Source organism: Brevundimonas sp. KH_058 (assembly GCF_057838505.1).
In genome coordinates this window covers 2,786,439-2,800,707 of the sequence record NZ_CM174469.1, presented here as the reverse complement: position 1 = coordinate 2,800,707, position 14,269 = coordinate 2,786,439, and the positions used below count along the sequence as shown (strand labels likewise).

12 protein-coding genes are annotated in these 14,269 nt (G+C 66.2%); 3 read left to right on the top strand and 9 right to left on the bottom strand.

The features are described 5' to 3' along the window. Nucleotides 1-3: 3 nt before the first annotated feature. From AC3ISA_RS13800 to dusB, 7 genes are all read right to left on the bottom strand, one after another. Nucleotides 4-1,641, bottom strand: a complete 1,638-nt coding sequence (locus AC3ISA_RS13800) for a Na+/H+ antiporter (protein WP_489178310.1) — start codon at nucleotides 1,639-1,641, stop codon at nucleotides 4-6. Between the two features lie 6 nt (nucleotides 1,642-1,647). Then, entirely contained in the window at nucleotides 1,648-2,961 is a 1,314-nt protein-coding gene (hflX, locus tag AC3ISA_RS13795; RefSeq protein ID WP_489178309.1) for a GTPase HflX, read from the bottom strand. After that, nucleotides 2,962-3,207: an RNA chaperone Hfq gene (gene hfq, locus AC3ISA_RS13790; RefSeq protein WP_003164861.1), complete on the bottom strand. Its 246-nt coding sequence runs from the start codon at nucleotides 3,205-3,207 to the stop codon at nucleotides 2,962-2,964. Between the two features lie 103 nt (nucleotides 3,208-3,310). Further along, the gene (locus AC3ISA_RS13785; protein ID WP_489178308.1) at nucleotides 3,311-4,171 is read right to left on the bottom strand and encodes a D-amino-acid transaminase; all 861 of its coding nucleotides are present in this window, start codon (nucleotides 4,169-4,171) and stop codon (nucleotides 3,311-3,313) included. Continuing rightward, nucleotides 4,171-5,577, bottom strand: coding sequence for a nitrogen assimilation response regulator NtrX (gene ntrX, locus AC3ISA_RS13780; RefSeq protein WP_372691898.1), 1,407 nt, complete (start codon nucleotides 5,575-5,577; stop codon nucleotides 4,171-4,173). Before ntrX ends, AC3ISA_RS13785 begins: the two co-directional genes overlap by 1 nt. A gap of 9 nt (nucleotides 5,578-5,586) precedes the next feature. Further along, a complete protein-coding gene (locus tag AC3ISA_RS13775) occupies nucleotides 5,587-7,857 on the bottom strand; it encodes a sensor histidine kinase NtrY-like (protein WP_489178307.1) in 2,271 nt (756 codons plus the stop codon). Continuing rightward, entirely contained in the window at nucleotides 7,854-8,909 is a 1,056-nt protein-coding gene (gene dusB / locus AC3ISA_RS13770) for a tRNA dihydrouridine synthase DusB (protein WP_489178306.1), read from the bottom strand. Before dusB ends, AC3ISA_RS13775 begins: the two co-directional genes overlap by 4 nt. 95 nt (nucleotides 8,910-9,004) lie before the next feature. Here dusB and AC3ISA_RS13765 point away from each other — a divergent pair, with 95 nt between their 5' ends. Further along, nucleotides 9,005-10,144 carry a bifunctional 2-C-methyl-D-erythritol 4-phosphate cytidylyltransferase/2-C-methyl-D-erythritol 2,4-cyclodiphosphate synthase gene (locus AC3ISA_RS13765; RefSeq protein WP_372691894.1) on the top strand — a complete coding sequence of 380 codons (1,140 nt, stop codon included), beginning with the start codon at nucleotides 9,005-9,007 and terminating at the stop codon, nucleotides 10,142-10,144. On the opposite strand, the gene AC3ISA_RS13760 is transcribed toward AC3ISA_RS13765, so the two are convergent. Further along, nucleotides 10,141-12,429 carry a spermidine synthase gene (locus tag AC3ISA_RS13760; RefSeq protein ID WP_489178305.1) on the bottom strand — a complete coding sequence of 763 codons (2,289 nt, stop codon included), beginning with the start codon at nucleotides 12,427-12,429 and terminating at the stop codon, nucleotides 10,141-10,143. The two genes, AC3ISA_RS13765 and AC3ISA_RS13760, sit on opposite strands and share 4 nt — an antisense overlap. Nucleotides 12,430-12,469: 40 nt before the next feature. Between AC3ISA_RS13760 and AC3ISA_RS13755 the strand changes: the two genes are divergently transcribed. Together AC3ISA_RS13755 and AC3ISA_RS13750 are read left to right on the top strand one after the other, a co-directional pair. Further along, entirely contained in the window at nucleotides 12,470-12,958 is a 489-nt protein-coding gene (locus AC3ISA_RS13755; RefSeq protein ID WP_489178304.1) for a CinA family protein, read from the top strand. Next, on the top strand, nucleotides 12,955-13,209 hold the full coding sequence (locus AC3ISA_RS13750) for a sulfurtransferase TusA family protein (protein ID WP_489178303.1): 255 nt from the start codon (nucleotides 12,955-12,957) through the stop codon (nucleotides 13,207-13,209). Before AC3ISA_RS13755 ends, AC3ISA_RS13750 begins: the two co-directional genes overlap by 4 nt. On the opposite strand, the gene AC3ISA_RS13745 is transcribed toward AC3ISA_RS13750, so the two are convergent. Beyond that, on the bottom strand, nucleotides 13,163-14,107 hold the full coding sequence (locus AC3ISA_RS13745) for a YihY/virulence factor BrkB family protein (RefSeq protein WP_489178302.1): 945 nt from the start codon (nucleotides 14,105-14,107) through the stop codon (nucleotides 13,163-13,165). The genes AC3ISA_RS13750 and AC3ISA_RS13745 overlap by 47 nt on opposite strands. Between the last annotated feature and the right edge of the window lie 162 nt (nucleotides 14,108-14,269).

Sequence of the window (14,269 nt, the reverse complement as noted above, 5' to 3'; positions counted from 1 at the left end):
CGCCTACAGGTACCGCAACTCCTGCAGATCCACTTCTCGGATCATCTTCTTCGCCGTCACCTCGTCCAGTTGCCTGACGCGCGCCAGACGAACGAGTTCGTCGCGCTCGGCCGCCAGTCCAGCCAGCCACAGCCGCCGCTCGACATGATCCACCTTGCGAGACAGGGCCGCATCGTCCTCGTCCGTGCGCGTGTGGGTCTCGATCCGCTGGCGATAGGTCTCCATGATCCGGCTGGCGATATCGGAATAGAGGTCCGGGTTCGGCTTGCCCTCGGCCATGGCGTGCGAAACATCTTCGATCGCGCGCAAGGCGGCAGTGGCCGCAGCCACGCGACCGCGATCCTCCTCACGCTCATGCGAGGGCTCAGGCGGCAACTCCACACCTTTCAACAGGCGTGGCAGGGCGAAGGTGGCGACCAGCAGCGACACGATGATTACCCCCGCCGCCAGGAAGATCGCCAGGCTGCGTGACGGCATCGGCGATCCATCCGCCAGGACGAACGGCAAGGTCAGAATACCGGCCAGGGTGATCGCGCCCCGCACCCCCGCCAGCGACATCACCATCGTCAGGCGCAAGCCGACCTTGGCCGGCGGCCCGCGATGACGACGACGGAACAGCGTCAGCTTCAGCGAGGTCCAGACCCAGACGAACCGAAGCGTCGCCAAGGCGGCGACGATGCCGAACACATAGACGGCCAGCCACCACACCTCCGGCCGGCTGGTGCCCGCCACCACCTCGGCTGCGCGCGACATGATCGACGGCATCTGCTCGCCCAGGATCACGAAGATGATGCCGTTTGCGACGAACTGAACCGTGTCCCAGACCACGCCCCGCCGGATGCGCGTCACGGCCATCGACTGACCGGCGAACAGACTGCGTTCGGTGAAGCTCATGGTCACGCCGGCCGCCACCGCCGCCAGAATGCCCGAGGCATTCAGTTCTTCCGCCACCAGATAGGCCGCGAAGGGGATCAGCAGGCTGACCAATATCTGGGCGCCGACATCCTCGCCCCACCGCTGACTGACGAAGCCTTTCGCATAGCTGATCCCCATCGTGATCAGCACGCCGACCGCCACCCCGACCAGAGCCAGCCAGGCGAAGGTTCCGATGGCGCTGCCGATGGAGAAGGCGCCGGTGGTCGCCGCGATCACCGCGATCCGCATACAGGTCAGGCCGGTCGCGTCGTTCAGCAGCGACTCGCCTTCCAGGATATGCATCAGCCGCTTCGGGATCGGCGCGCGCGAGGCGATGGCCTGGACCGCGATGGGATCGGTCGGCGAGAGGATGGCGGCCAGGGCGAAGGCCACCGGCAGCGGCATCTCGGGGATCATCCACCAGATCATGAAGCCCAGGCCGACGACGGTGAACAGCACCAGCCCCAGGGCCAGTTCCAGAATCACCGCCCGGTCACGGAACAGGGCTTCCTTGGGAATGCGCCATCCATCGAGGAACAACAGCGGCGGCAAGAACAGCAGGAAGAAGATGTCCGGCTCAAGGTCCACCGTGGACCCGGTGATCAGCACGATCGCCGCACCCAGTGCAATCTGCACCAGAGGCAGGGCGATGCGCGTGATCCGCGCGATCGAACCCGACACCACCACGGCCAGAAGCAGAAGCAGGACGGTTTCGATCAGATGCATGAGATGTCAGTCGGCCAGGTCGGGATACAGGCGTTCGAATCGCCCGAGCGCCGCAGGATGCAGCCGCACAGTGACCTCAGTACGGCCACGGTCGTCCATATCGCGTGAAATCACACGTCCATGCTCATACAGCCAGGCCATGGCCTCGCCGTGTTCAGGCTCCAGGGTCAACCGAGTCTCGGGGTCGTCGTCGATCAGGCCCGCGATGATCTGCCGAAGGGGTTCGATCCCCTCGCCTGTCCAGGCGGAGACAGCGACGGCCTCGCCCTCCTTTGACAGACGTTCTGCCTGGCCCAACACGGCTTCGCGCGCCTCATCGTCCAGCAGGTCGATCTTGTTCCAGACCTCCAGCACCCGACGGGTCTTGCCCTCGGGTGTCTCGATCTGTTTCAGCACCGTCTCGACATCCTTGGCCTGGGCGTCGCTGTCGGCCGAGGCGATGTCGCGGACGTGCAGGATCAGGTCGGCTTCGCCCACCTCCTCCAGCGTGGCGCGGAAGCTTTCGACCAGCTCGTGCGGCAGGTCGGAAATGAAGCCGACGGTGTCCGCAACGATGGCCGGCCGGCCCTGCGGCAGGCGAATGGTGCGCTGGGTCGTGTCCAGGGTGGCGAACAGCAAGTCCTTGGCGAAGACCTCCGATCCCGTCAGCCGGTTGAACATCGTCGACTTGCCGGCATTGGTGTAACCGACCAGGGCGATGGTCGGGAACGGCGCCTTCTGGCGCTGTTTGCGGTGCAGGCCGCGCGTTCGGCGTACGTCTTCCAGTTCGGCCTTCAGCCGCACGATCCGGTCGGCGATCAGACGCCGATCCAGCTCGATCTGGGTTTCGCCGGGACCGCCGGTCGAGCCGGTGCCGCCGCGTTGCCGCTCAAGGTGGGTCCAGGTCCGCACCAGCCGAGACCGTTCGTAGTCCAGCCGCGCCAGCTCGACTTGCAGCCGGCCTTCCTTGGTGCGCGCACGGCGACCAAAGATTTCCAGGATCAGACCGGTGCGGTCGATGACCTTCACCTCCCACGCCTTTTCCAGATTGCGCTGCTGCACCGGCGTCAGGGCGTCGTCGATGATGACAGCCTCGGCGTCGGCCGCGCGGACCAGGGCGGCCAACTCCTCGACCTTGCCCGTCCCGAACAGGGTCGCGGGCGTGGTCCCTCGCAGTCGCACGATCTCTTCGGCGCGCACGTCGAGATCCAGCGCGCGGGCGAGACCCGCCGCTTCTTCAAGCCGCTCGCTTGCCAGCCGAGGGCTGTCGGAGCGTCGGTCGGGATGGATGACAACCGCCCGGATCAGCGGGACGGAATGGTCGATCAGTTTTTGGGTCAATCAGTCTTCTTCGGCGTCGGGCTCGTACAGTTGCACGGGCGCGGACGGCATGATGGTGGAGATGGCGTGCTTGTACACCAGCTGGGACTGGCCATCGCGGCGCAGCAGCACACAGAAGTTGTCGAACCAGGTCACGATGCCCTGCAGCTTGACGCCATTGACCAGAAAGATGGTAAGCGGCGTCTTGGTTTTGCGGACCGAGTTGAGAAAGGTGTCCTGAAGGTTCTGACGTTTGTCTTGCGACATGGCAGGTTTTTCCTGTTCTTCGTTGTTCGTCGCCGGGGAAGCGGCGCGGGGCCGATGCGGCCAGTCTCGACCTTAACCGCCGCCCGGCCGCTCGGGCAACGCCCTAAATGGCCTCTCGGCGCGCCTGTTCAAGATAGAGTTCGCGCAAGCGTATCGCGATTGGCCCGGGTTTGCCGTCGCCGATCTTCACGCCGTCCAGCGAAACCAGCGGCATGACAAAGGAACTGGCGGCGGTGACGAACACCTCGCGCGCCCGCTTGGCCTCCTCGACCGAGAAGGGTCTTTCGTCCAGTTCGACGCCCTCGGCCTCGACCAGTTTCAGGATCGCCTCACGCGTGACGCCGCGCAGGATGTTGGCCTGCGTATCGCGCGTCCGCAGCCTGCCATCCTCGTCCACGATCCAGGCGTTGGTGGACGATCCCTCGGTGATCAGACCCATCTCGTCGTACATCAGGCACTCATAGGCGCCGCGTTCGCGCGCCGCCTGTTTGGCCAGCACGTTCGGCAGCAGGCCCACCGTCTTGATGTCGCAACGGCCCCAGCGGATGTCGGGTCGAGTCACCCCGGCCGCCCCCTTGGCCGCCATCGCTTCGCCCTTGGCCAGGTCGAGCCTTTTGGCCGTCACGATGACGCTGGGCGCGATGTCAGCCGGAAAGGCGTGATCGCGCGACGCCGTCCCACGCGTGACCTGCAGATAGACCAGGCCGTCGCGGACCCGGTTGCGCCGGATGGTCTCGCGCAGCACCACGCCCAAAGATCCCGCACTCATTGGGATGTCGATCTTCAGCGCGTTCAGACTGCGGTGCAGCCTGGTCATATGGCCTTCGAAATCGGCCAGCCTGCCGTCGAAGACCGACCAGACCTCATAGACGCCGTCCGCAAACTGGAAGCCGCGGTCCTCGATATGCACCACAGCCTCGCCGTGCGCGCTGTAGGCGCCGTTCACATAGGCGACGCGGGACATCAGGCCGGTTCTTCCTCTTCACCGCCGCGCGCGGGCGAAACCCCCAACGACTTAAGCTTTCTATGCAGAGCCGACCGCTCCATGCCGATGAAGGCGGCGGTGCGCGAGATATTGCCCCCGAACCGCATGATCTGGGCGGCCAGATACTCCCGCTCGAACACCTCGCGCGCCTCTCTCAAAGGCAGCGCGATCGTGCGCTCGCCGCCCAGCGAAGACGGCCCGCCGTTCGAGGTCGCCACCTCCTGCGGCAGCATGTCGGCGGTGATCGTCTCGGCCGGATCGCCGGTCGCCAGGATCAGCAGCCGTTCGATATTGTTGCGCAGCTGCCGGATATTGCCCGGCCATGGATGAACCTGCAGCACCGCCACCGCATCGTCGCCGATGATCCGCCTGGGCAACCCCTGCGAGGCGCTGATCGTCTCGACGAAATATTCGACCAGTTCGGTGATGTCCTCGCGTCGCTCCGACAGGGCCGGCACTCGAATCGGCACCACATTTAGACGGTGGAACAGGTCCTCGCGGAAACGGCCCTCCGCGATCTCGGTCTTCAGGTCGCGCGAGGTCGAGGTTACGACGCGGACATCGACCTGAACGTCCTGCTCGCCGCCGACCCGGCGGAACCGCTGATCGACCAGAACCCGCAGGATGCGACTCTGACTCTCGCGGGGCATGTCACTGATCTCATCCAGATACAGGGTGCCGTTGTGGGCGCGTTCAAACACGCCGATCTTGCGGGGCCGGCCGTCCTGGCCCTCTTCACCGAACAGTTCCACATCCAGCCGTTCCGGCGTCATGCCGGCGGCCGAGATGGCGACGAACTCAGCGCGGGCGCGCGGGCTGCCCTCGTGGATCTGGCGCGCGACCAATTCCTTGCCCGATCCAGCAGGGCCGGCGATCAGGACGCGGCTATTGGCCTGGGCCACCTTGGCGATGGTGCTGCGCAGCGCCTGCGCCGCCTGGGACCTCCCGATCAGGCCCGACGGCGTCATGGTCTGCACGCGCAGCCGGCGGTTCTCGCGCCTCAGGGTCGCCGCCTCGATGGCCCTCTCGACCACGACCACCAGCCGGTCCGACTTGAACGGCTTTTCGATGAAGTCATAGGCCCCGCGCTTCAGCGCAGTGACCGCCGTCTCGATATTGCCGTGACCCGAGATCATCACCACCGGCAGGTCGGGATCCAGTTCCTTGACGACTTCCAGCAGTTCCAGCCCGTCCAGACCGCCGCCCTGCATCCAGATATCCAGGATCGCCAGCGACGGCTTCCTGGCCCGGATCGCAGCCAGGGCCTCGTCGGAGTTGGCGGCGACCCGCACGGCGTGCCCCTCGTCCTCCAGCAGACCGGACACCAGGTCGCGGATGTCGGCCTCGTCATCGACGACGAGAATGTCGGAACCGGTTGGTCGCATCTTGCCTCGCTATTCGGCGGCCAGGGTCTGGAGCCTGCGCTCCGCACCGTCACCGCTTTTGCCGTGGGGTTTCAGGGGGAAGATCATGCACACGCGCGCGCCGCGAAGCGTCAGGGCATCCGCGAGCTTCAGCTCGCCGCCGTGGTCCTCGCAGATGCGTTTGACGATGGCCAGGCCCAGGCCCGTGCCCTTTTCGCGCGTGGTGACATAGGGTTCGGTCAGGCGGTCGCGGTCGCGCGCAGGCAAGCCGACGCCGTCGTCCTCGACCACGAAGGTGGCGACGCCGTCTTCGACCGTCAGTGTAGCGATCACCCCGGCATTGTCCGACGCCGCAGCTTCCCCGGCCGTCAGACGACGTGCCGCAACGGATTCGCCGGCGTTCTTCAGGATGTTGATCAATGCCTGCCCCACCATGCGGCCGTCGGCCTGCAAGGTCGCCTTGGGCAGGGGCTCGGTGATATCGACCACGATATCCGGCGCCGCCACCCGCTGGGCGAACACCGCCTCGCGCAGCATTTCGGCCGGGTCTTCGGGGGCGAAGCGTGGGGCCGGCATCCGCGCGAAGGACGAGAACTCGTCCACCATCCGGCCAATATCCCCGACCTGTCGAATGATGGTGTCGGTGCAGCGATCGAAAATCTCGACGTCTTCGCCGATCCGCGAACGATACTTGCGCTTCAGCCGCTCGGCCGACAGTTGGATCGGCGTCAGCGGGTTCTTGATCTCGTGAGCAATGCGGCGGGCCACGTCGCGCCAAGCCGCATTCCTCTGCGCCGTCACCAGTCGGGTGATGTCGTCGAAGGTCAAAACCATCTCGCCGCCTAGCCCGCCCTCGATGCGGACCCGTAGACGGCGCGTATCCCCGCCGCGACTGACGTCGATGTCTTCCTCGATATGAGCCTCGGCGCGGCGCACCAGATCGCTGAGTTCGGGCGAAAGGGCCGCCAGTTCGTGCCCCAGCACCTCGGCGTCCTCGATATGCAACAGTTGCAGGGCGCTGTCGTTGATGGCCGACACCCGCCCGCGCTTGTCCAGACCGATGACCCCGGCGCTGACGCCCGACAGGACGGTCTCGATGAATCGGCTTCGGTCGTGCGCCTCATCGCTGGCTGCCTTCAGCGCCGTCTGCTGGGCCTGAAGATCTCCGGTCATGCGGTTGAAGGCGTCCGACAGTGTGGCGATCTCAGCAGGAGCGCCGTCGCTGTCCACTCGCGCGGTGAAGTCGCCGCCCGCCACCTGACCCGCTGCCCGGACCAGCCTACCGATAGGAGCCGAGATGCTGCTCGCCGCCGACATCCCCAGCCACACCGCCCCGACCAGCACCAGCAGCGCTGTTTCCAGATAACTGAGGACAAAGGCCGACTGGATTCGCGCCCGGCTTTCCTGGGCTTCGCGATAGGCCTGGATCGACTGGATCGAGGTATTCATCCGCGCCACCAACCCGTCCTGCAACGGACGCACCAGATAGAGATAGGCGTCGCCGTAAGCTGGCAAAGCGATGATCGACCTGACGGCGTCCGGGTGCTGGGTGACGGTTTGCGGCGGTTGTCCACCGTCGGCGGCGGCGGCCAGTTCGTCATGGGGCGGCGCGAGATATGGTGGCGCGCCCGGTTTTTCGGCACGGGCCAGCACCTCGCCCTTGCTGTCCAGAATATAGATGGAGGGATAGCCGAAGATGTCGCCGACCTGACCCAGGGCGTCGTTAAACTGAATGCGATCGTCGAACAGGCTTCTTGCGCTGCCCAACTGATCCGAAATCGTCACAAGATCGGCGTCCATCGCCGAGGACACGTCCTGAATATAAGCGCGCCCCACGATGGCGCCGTTCTCGACCGAGGCCTGGACGTTCTCGCTGAACCACTGATCCACGCCTCGATTGACCAGCACCCCGAACACCAGGGCGATCAGCACCGACGGAATCAGAGCCACCATCGAAAACAAGGTCACGAACCGCAGGTGCAGGCGCGACCCCGCCTCTTCCTTGCTGCGCGCCAAGGCAATGACACGCCGCCCGACGATGAAGGCCAGACCGAAGATCAGGATCAGATTGCCGATCAGCACGAACAGCGCAATCTGGCTGCTCGATCCGCGCGCGGCGCCTGACGTGGCGCCGGGCGCAACCGCCACCAGCCAGATAGCCGCCGCCGTGATCGCCACCGCCAGGAAATAGGCCAGGCCGAACCCGGTCCGCGCCCGCTCCGTATCGACCCACCCCCAGAACGACTCGTCGTCCGACACGAGGTCGGGCGGAGAGGTCGTCGCTGAAGGCGTATCCGTCATGCCACAGCAGTCTCCAACACCTGTGGCGCATTTTCAACAGCAGACTTGTGGATTTGCGGCAAATCCAGTCGCCAGAGGTCGTTCATTGCCTCCTCCACGGCCTGCGGCTCGTCCAGCCGGCAAATTCTTGCCTTGGCCTCGCGTCGGTGTTGCGGATCGGCCGGCCAAGGCGCCTGTTCGATGTACCAGCCCAGATGCTTGCGGAACATCTTCAGCCCCAGCGGCAGGCCATAGAATTCGACCGACGCCCGCAGGTGCTCGATCACGATGGCCAGACGTTCCTCCGGCCCCGGCTCGTCCAGCGCCACGCCGTCGATCAGCGCCCGCTCCAGATGCGACGCCAGCCACGGACGACCATAGACGCCGCGCCCCAGCATCAGCCCGTCGGCGCCCGATCGCGCCAAGGCCTCGCGCGCCTCGTCGGCCGTGACGATATCGCCGTTGACGATGACGGGAATGCCCACCGCCGCCTTGACCGCGCCGACCGCATCCCAATCCGCTTGGCCGGTATAGAACTGTTTTCGCGTGCGGCCGTGAACCGTCACCGCCTTGACCCCGATCTCCTCAGCCCGCTTGGCCAGTTCGGCGGCGTTGCGACTATCGTCGTCCCAGCCCAGCCGCATCTTGATCGTCACCGGCCGACTGGTCGCCTGAACCGCCGCCTCCATGATCCGGCAGGCCAGATCGGGCGTGCGCATCAGGGCCGACCCGGCGGCCGAGCCCGTGACCTCCTTGGCCGGACAGCCGAAGTTCAGATCCACGATGTCCGCCCCGGCCTTTTCGGCCATGCGCGCGCCCTCACCCATCTGTTCGGGATCGCGCCCGACCAGCTGGATCACCGTCAACGGCAGCCCCGCCCCCACCGCCGCGCGCCGCACCACGTCGGGCCGCGCCCGCGCCAGTTCCTTGGCCGCCACCATCTCGGTCGCGACATAGGCGGCGCCCAGCCGCGAGGCGAGCACGCGGAATGGCAGGTCCGTGATCCCGGTCATCGGCGCCATCAGCACCTGGCCGTGCACCGTCACGTCGCCGATCTGTAAGGTCTTGGCCATAGGCGTCTTTCGCAGCATCCCAGCCCCCTTCGTCAAGCATGACCGCGGCCGATTGATGGTTTCGTCCCGTCGCGGCGCATTCTAGTAAGGCCGCCATGACATTCTCGGGCATCATCGTCGCGGCCGGTTCCGGTTCGCGCGCCGGCGGCGACAAACAGTGGCGGACCCTTGGCGGCAAGCCCGTCCTGCGCTGGTCAGCCGAGGCCCTGCTGAACGCCGGCGCCGACAAACTGATCGTCGTCGTCGCCCCCGACGCCTTGGATCGCGTGGCGGACCTGCTGTCCGACCTGCCACGCTGGCGCGCCGTTGCAGGCGGAGACGTCCGCGCCGATTCGGTTCGCGCCGGTCTGGCGGCCCTGACCTGCGCGCCGGATCAGCCAGTGTTGATTCACGACGCCGCCCGCCCCCTGCTGGACCGCGCCGTCATCGACCGCCTGCTGTCCGCCCTCGAAACCGCTGACGGCGCCCTGCCCGTCCTGCCCGTCGCCGACAGCCTGCGACGCGGCGAGGCCGAGGTGATGACGGATGTGGTCGAACGCGACGCCCTGTGGCGCGCCCAGACGCCCCAGGCCTTCCGCCGTCGCGTGATCGAGGCGGCTTACGCCGCCTGGACCGATGCCGACGCCCCGGCCGACGAAGCCGTGGTCGTCCAGCGCAACGGCGGCCGTGTCGCTCTGGTGCAAGGCGATCCGCGCCTGATGAAACTGACCTATCCAGAGGATTTCGCCATGGCCGAGGCCCTACTGCCCCGTCAAATCCGCATCGGCTCCGGCTACGATGTCCATCGCTGGGGACCGGGCGGTTCGGTCTGGCTGTGTGGCATCGAGGTGCCGCACGATCAGACTCTGATCGGCCATTCCGACGCCGACGCGGGCCTTCACGCCCTGACCGACGCTATCCTGGGCGCCATCGCGGCGGGCGACATCGGCGATCACTTCCCCCCCACCGATCCGAAATGGAGGGGCGCCTCGTCGGATCAGTTCCTGATCCACGCCGCCGAACTGGTTGCAGAGCGTGGCGGGCGCATCGTCAACGTCGACGTCACCCTGATTTGCGAACGACCCAAGGTGAAGCCGCATCGCCAGGCCATGCGCGACCGCATCGCCGTACTGCTGGGCCTTCCGCTCGACGCCGTCAGCGTCAAGGCCACCACGACCGAAGGCCTGGGCTTCACCGGGCGCGGCGAAGGCCTGGCCGCTCAGGCGGTCGCTACCGTCGAACTGCCGGCGACCTAACGCGCCGCCATCTCCATTTGTCGGACCAGAGATCCGAACAGATTGACGTAATCATCCGTCCACGGACGAACCGTCGTCGGCGACAGCTTGCTCCACCGCCCATCCTCGCTGAAGCCTTCCAGCGAGGCCTGGCTCTTGCCGATCAGCAAGGCCTCGGTCGAGGCCTCGGCCATCTGTCCCAGGCCTGATTGCTCGATATAGACCTGATGCAGATGCGGGACCTTCAGCGCCTGGGCCGCCGCCTCGGCCGGCAGCGTGATCTCCAGGTTCCGGTTCGACAGGTGCAGCACCACCACCCCATCCGGCGCCAATAGCCGCAGATAACCCCGGATGGCTTCCACCGTCAGCAGGTGCGTCGGCACAGCGTCCGACGAGAAGGCGTCGATGACCAGCAGGTCGTAGGATCCCGCCGGCTCGCGATCCATGGTCAGACGCGCATCCCCCATCACCGTCCGCACCGGCCCATCCGCGCACCCGTTGATGAAGCTGAACCATTTGGGATCGCGCGACAGCCGGTCCACCATCGGATCGATCTCGAAGAAGGTCAGTTGATCCTGCGCCCGCTTATAGGCCGCCATGGCCCCGGACCCCTGGCCCACCACCCCGACCCGCGCCCCGTCCAGACGGCGCGCCTGCATCTGCAGCATCGCCTGCCCCAGCGGCGTGGAGGTTGCGTAATAGAGGGTGGGCTGACACATCTTCGACGGCGCCCGCGCCTGCGCCCCATGCAGGGTCGTGCCGTGCATCAGCACATGGACTGGCCCGCCCATCAGCGGATCGTCGATCTTGGCCACCCGCATTACGCCAAAGAAGCTGCGCTCCGACAGGGCCCAGTCATAGCCGCGCGCGAGGTGATAACCGGACCAGACGATAGAGGCGAGAACAACAGTGAACAGCACCGCCCGACCCCGCACCAGAAACGCGAACAGTGTCGCGATCCCGAGAACGCCCTGCGCGATCCGTATCAGCTGCACGTCGGGGATCGCCGCGCGCACGTCGGGCGCATAGCGTACCGCCTCCATCGACAGCGGCCCCAGGAAGGCGATGACCACGCCAGCAACGCAGCAGATGATCTCCCATGGCCGGATCTCGCGCCGGCTCCAGGGCCGCAGCAGCCCCGCCGCGACCAGCACCAGCGGGTACTCCCACACCATGTCGAACACCGCCGGTGCGATCAGGCCATTGAAGACCCCGCCGACGACCCCGCCCAACGACAGCAGCAGATAGAACTCCGTCAGCCGATCCGGCGCCGGCCGCCGCGCCGCCAACCGCTGGTGACACATCAGGGCCGTGAAGAAGAAGGCCGCCAAATTGACCGTGAAGACCAGCAGCCACTCGCCGGTGCGGAACGCGATCAGGGCCGCACACGCCGCCGCCGCCGCCGCGTGCAGCGCCAGCCCGAGGACCGGCGGAATGGCCGGTCGCGTCTGGAAGGCGATCACGAAGGTCAGCAGATACAGCGCCAGTGGAATGACCCACAGGAAGGGCGCCGAGGCCACGTCCGTGGTCAGATGCGCCGTCACGCCCAGCATCAGGCTGGACGGCGCGGCGGCCAGCAGCACCAGCATTCCCTTTTCGCGCCATGCGATAGGCGCGCTGATGGTCAGCGGCGCCGGATCGGCGGTCCCGACCTCACGCCGCCGCCAGACCTGAATGCCCAGCCCCAAGACCATCAGCACGAACAGCCCGTAGCCTATGCTCCAGCCGATCCGCTGGTCCGACAGACTGGCCAGCGGCTCGATCAGCACCGGATAAGCCAGCAGCGCCAGGAAACTGCCCAGGTTGGACGCGGCATAGAGGACATACGGATTCTTTCCGTCGGCATGACCCGCCCGAACCCGCGCATACCAGGCCTGCAACAGCGGCGCAGTCGCCGACAGCACCGCAAACGGCGCCCCGACTGACAGAGCCAATGTCGCCAGCAGCCACAGCGCTGGCCTTGATGGATCGGGATCGCCGAGCAGGCCGCTGATCTGCAACGGCAGGAACAGCGCCGCCAACAACAGCAGCCCCAGATGCACCCCCACCTGGATCCCCATCGTCGGGATGCGCTGCAACAAATGGGCATAGGCGTATCCGCCCAGAAGCGCGGTCTGGAAGAAGACCATCGAGGCGTTCCAAACCGACGGCGACCCGCCCAGCGTCGGCAGCACAAGCTTCGTCACCATCGGCTGAACGACGAAGACCAGACAGGCCGAGGTGAAGATGGCGACGGCGAACACGATCGGCTGGGTGCGATCCCATGTCTTGGCGGCAGGGCGCAACGGATCGACAGCCTCGGTCATGGCTCTGGTTAGAGCCGGACTCGCAGCCTATGAAAAGACCATGTTTGACCAAGACATCCAGCGCCAGGCGCAACAGATCGTCGCAACCGCGACCGAACGCGGCTTGATGCTGGCCACGGCCGAAAGCTGCACCGGCGGCCTGGTCGCGGCGGCGCTGACAGCCATTCCCGGCTCATCTTCCGCGCTGGATCGGGGCTTCGTCACCTACAGCAATGACGCGAAGATGCAGATGTTGGGCGTGCCCGAGGCGACCCTGGCCGCCCACGGCGCCGTGTCGGAAGCGACTGCCCGCGCGATGGCCTTGGGGGCTGTCGCCCGATCACGTGCAGTCGTTTCTGTTTCGGTCACTGGTATCGCCGGCCCCGGCGGCGGGTCGGATGAGAAGCCGGTGGGTCTGGTCCATTTCGCGGCCTCCGGTCCTGGCGGCCAGATCCATCGCGAAGAGCGATTCGGCGACATCGGCCGCGACGCCGTTCGCCTGGCCAGCGTCCGCGTCGCTCTGGAAATGCTGGTGGACCGGCTGGCGTGAACGACCCGGTCGTCATCGACGCCAGGGGCCACCGCTGCCCCACGCCCAGCCTCAGGCTGATGAAGGCGATGGACGGCGCCGCGCCCGGCTCGCGCTTTATCCTGCTGGCCACCGACCCGATGGCGCGGATCGATGTACCCTTCCTGATGTCTCAGAAGAACGGACGGATGATCGCAGTCAAAGAGACTGACGGTCTGCTGCGCTTTACGGTCGAGACCGGCGGCTCGCCGCCCGACGCTCCGACAGATTGACCACGCTGGCTGGCTCTTGGTCGGCTACGGCCCGCGTCTTGGCCGCCAGCTCCATCTCGGTCGCAAAGGCCCCACCGTAAAAGATGGCGTTGACGTTCCACGACAGCCAGATCAGCAGAACCACCACGGCGCCGACGGACCCATAGGTGGCCCCCAGCGGCGCGATCTGCTCGACATAGATGGCGCACAGCCATGACGACACGACCGACATCAGCGTCGCCACCAGCCCGCCCGCCGTCGCCGGCAGCCAGGCCACCGGCGTCCGGTGGCTCATGGCGTAGCGATAGAGCAGCGTCAGCCCGATCACCAATCCAATGGCAGGCAGGAAGGCGTCCAGCGGCGCCATCCCGCTACGCATCGGCGATCCCGCCGCCGCAGACGCGTGAGCCAGGATTCGTACCGTCACGACGGCGCCGGACACTACGGTGAACAGCGCAAACGCGAAGATGGCGACGAAGAAGGCCAACAGGTTGAACTTGAAAAACCCGTGTGGCTCGGTCTCGTCATGGATCAGGTTTAGTCCTGCTAACAAGGCCTTGAATCCTCTATGCGCCGCATAGGCGCCGACGAACAGCGCAAAGGCGCTCTGGGCCGACACCGTCCGCGCCGAGGCGTTGCTCAACCGCGTGATCTCGCCCTGGAAAATATTCTGTGCGGCGTTTGGCAGCAGGTCCGATAGCGCGGCCGCCTGGGCGCTGACCTCGCTGATCGACAGACCCAGCTTGTAGAAGCCGATCAGGATGGCGATGGCCGGAAACACCGCCAGCAGGGCGAAGAACGACACGCCGCCCGTATAGAGCATGACGTCGCGGCCCCAGCTGCGGGTAAAGGCCCGCACGGCCAGTCCGCCCCAGAATCCAGGCGCCTTCAGGACCGATCGTGTCAGCTGTTCACTCAAGCCGGTCCCCACAACCGTTGCAACAAGCGGCGGAACCTAGCGGATTCCATTGGCCGTGAAAGTCTCATCCGCGTGAGGACGGACTTTCTCGTAGACGCCCTCGTTCCATTCGCCATGACATTGCATCCTTAACACCCTCATCGCTATGGTCCGCACGCCTCC

Excerpts from the sequence above, each read along its gene's own strand:
- AC3ISA_RS13800 (WP_489178310.1), bottom strand. The coding sequence starts at position 1,641 with ATGCATCTGATCGAAACCGTCCTGCTTCTGCTTCTGGCCGTGGTGGTG.
- dusB (WP_489178306.1), bottom strand. The coding sequence starts at position 8,909 with ATGGCCAAGACCTTACAGATCGGCGACGTGACGGTGCACGGCCAGGTG.
- AC3ISA_RS13755 (WP_489178304.1), top strand. The coding sequence starts at position 12,470 with ATGTTTGACCAAGACATCCAGCGCCAGGCGCAACAGATCGTCGCAACC.
- AC3ISA_RS13760 (WP_489178305.1), bottom strand. The coding sequence starts at position 12,429 with ATGACCGAGGCTGTCGATCCGTTGCGCCCTGCCGCCAAGACATGGGAT.
- AC3ISA_RS13765 (WP_372691894.1), top strand. The coding sequence starts at position 9,005 with ATGACATTCTCGGGCATCATCGTCGCGGCCGGTTCCGGTTCGCGCGCC.
- ntrX (WP_372691898.1), bottom strand. The coding sequence starts at position 5,577 with ATGCGACCAACCGGTTCCGACATTCTCGTCGTCGATGACGAGGCCGAC.
- AC3ISA_RS13775 (WP_489178307.1), bottom strand. The coding sequence starts at position 7,857 with ATGACGGATACGCCTTCAGCGACGACCTCTCCGCCCGACCTCGTGTCG.
- hfq (WP_003164861.1), bottom strand. The coding sequence starts at position 3,207 with ATGTCGCAAGACAAACGTCAGAACCTTCAGGACACCTTTCTCAACTCG.
- AC3ISA_RS13785 (WP_489178308.1), bottom strand. The coding sequence starts at position 4,171 with ATGTCCCGCGTCGCCTATGTGAACGGCGCCTACAGCGCGCACGGCGAG.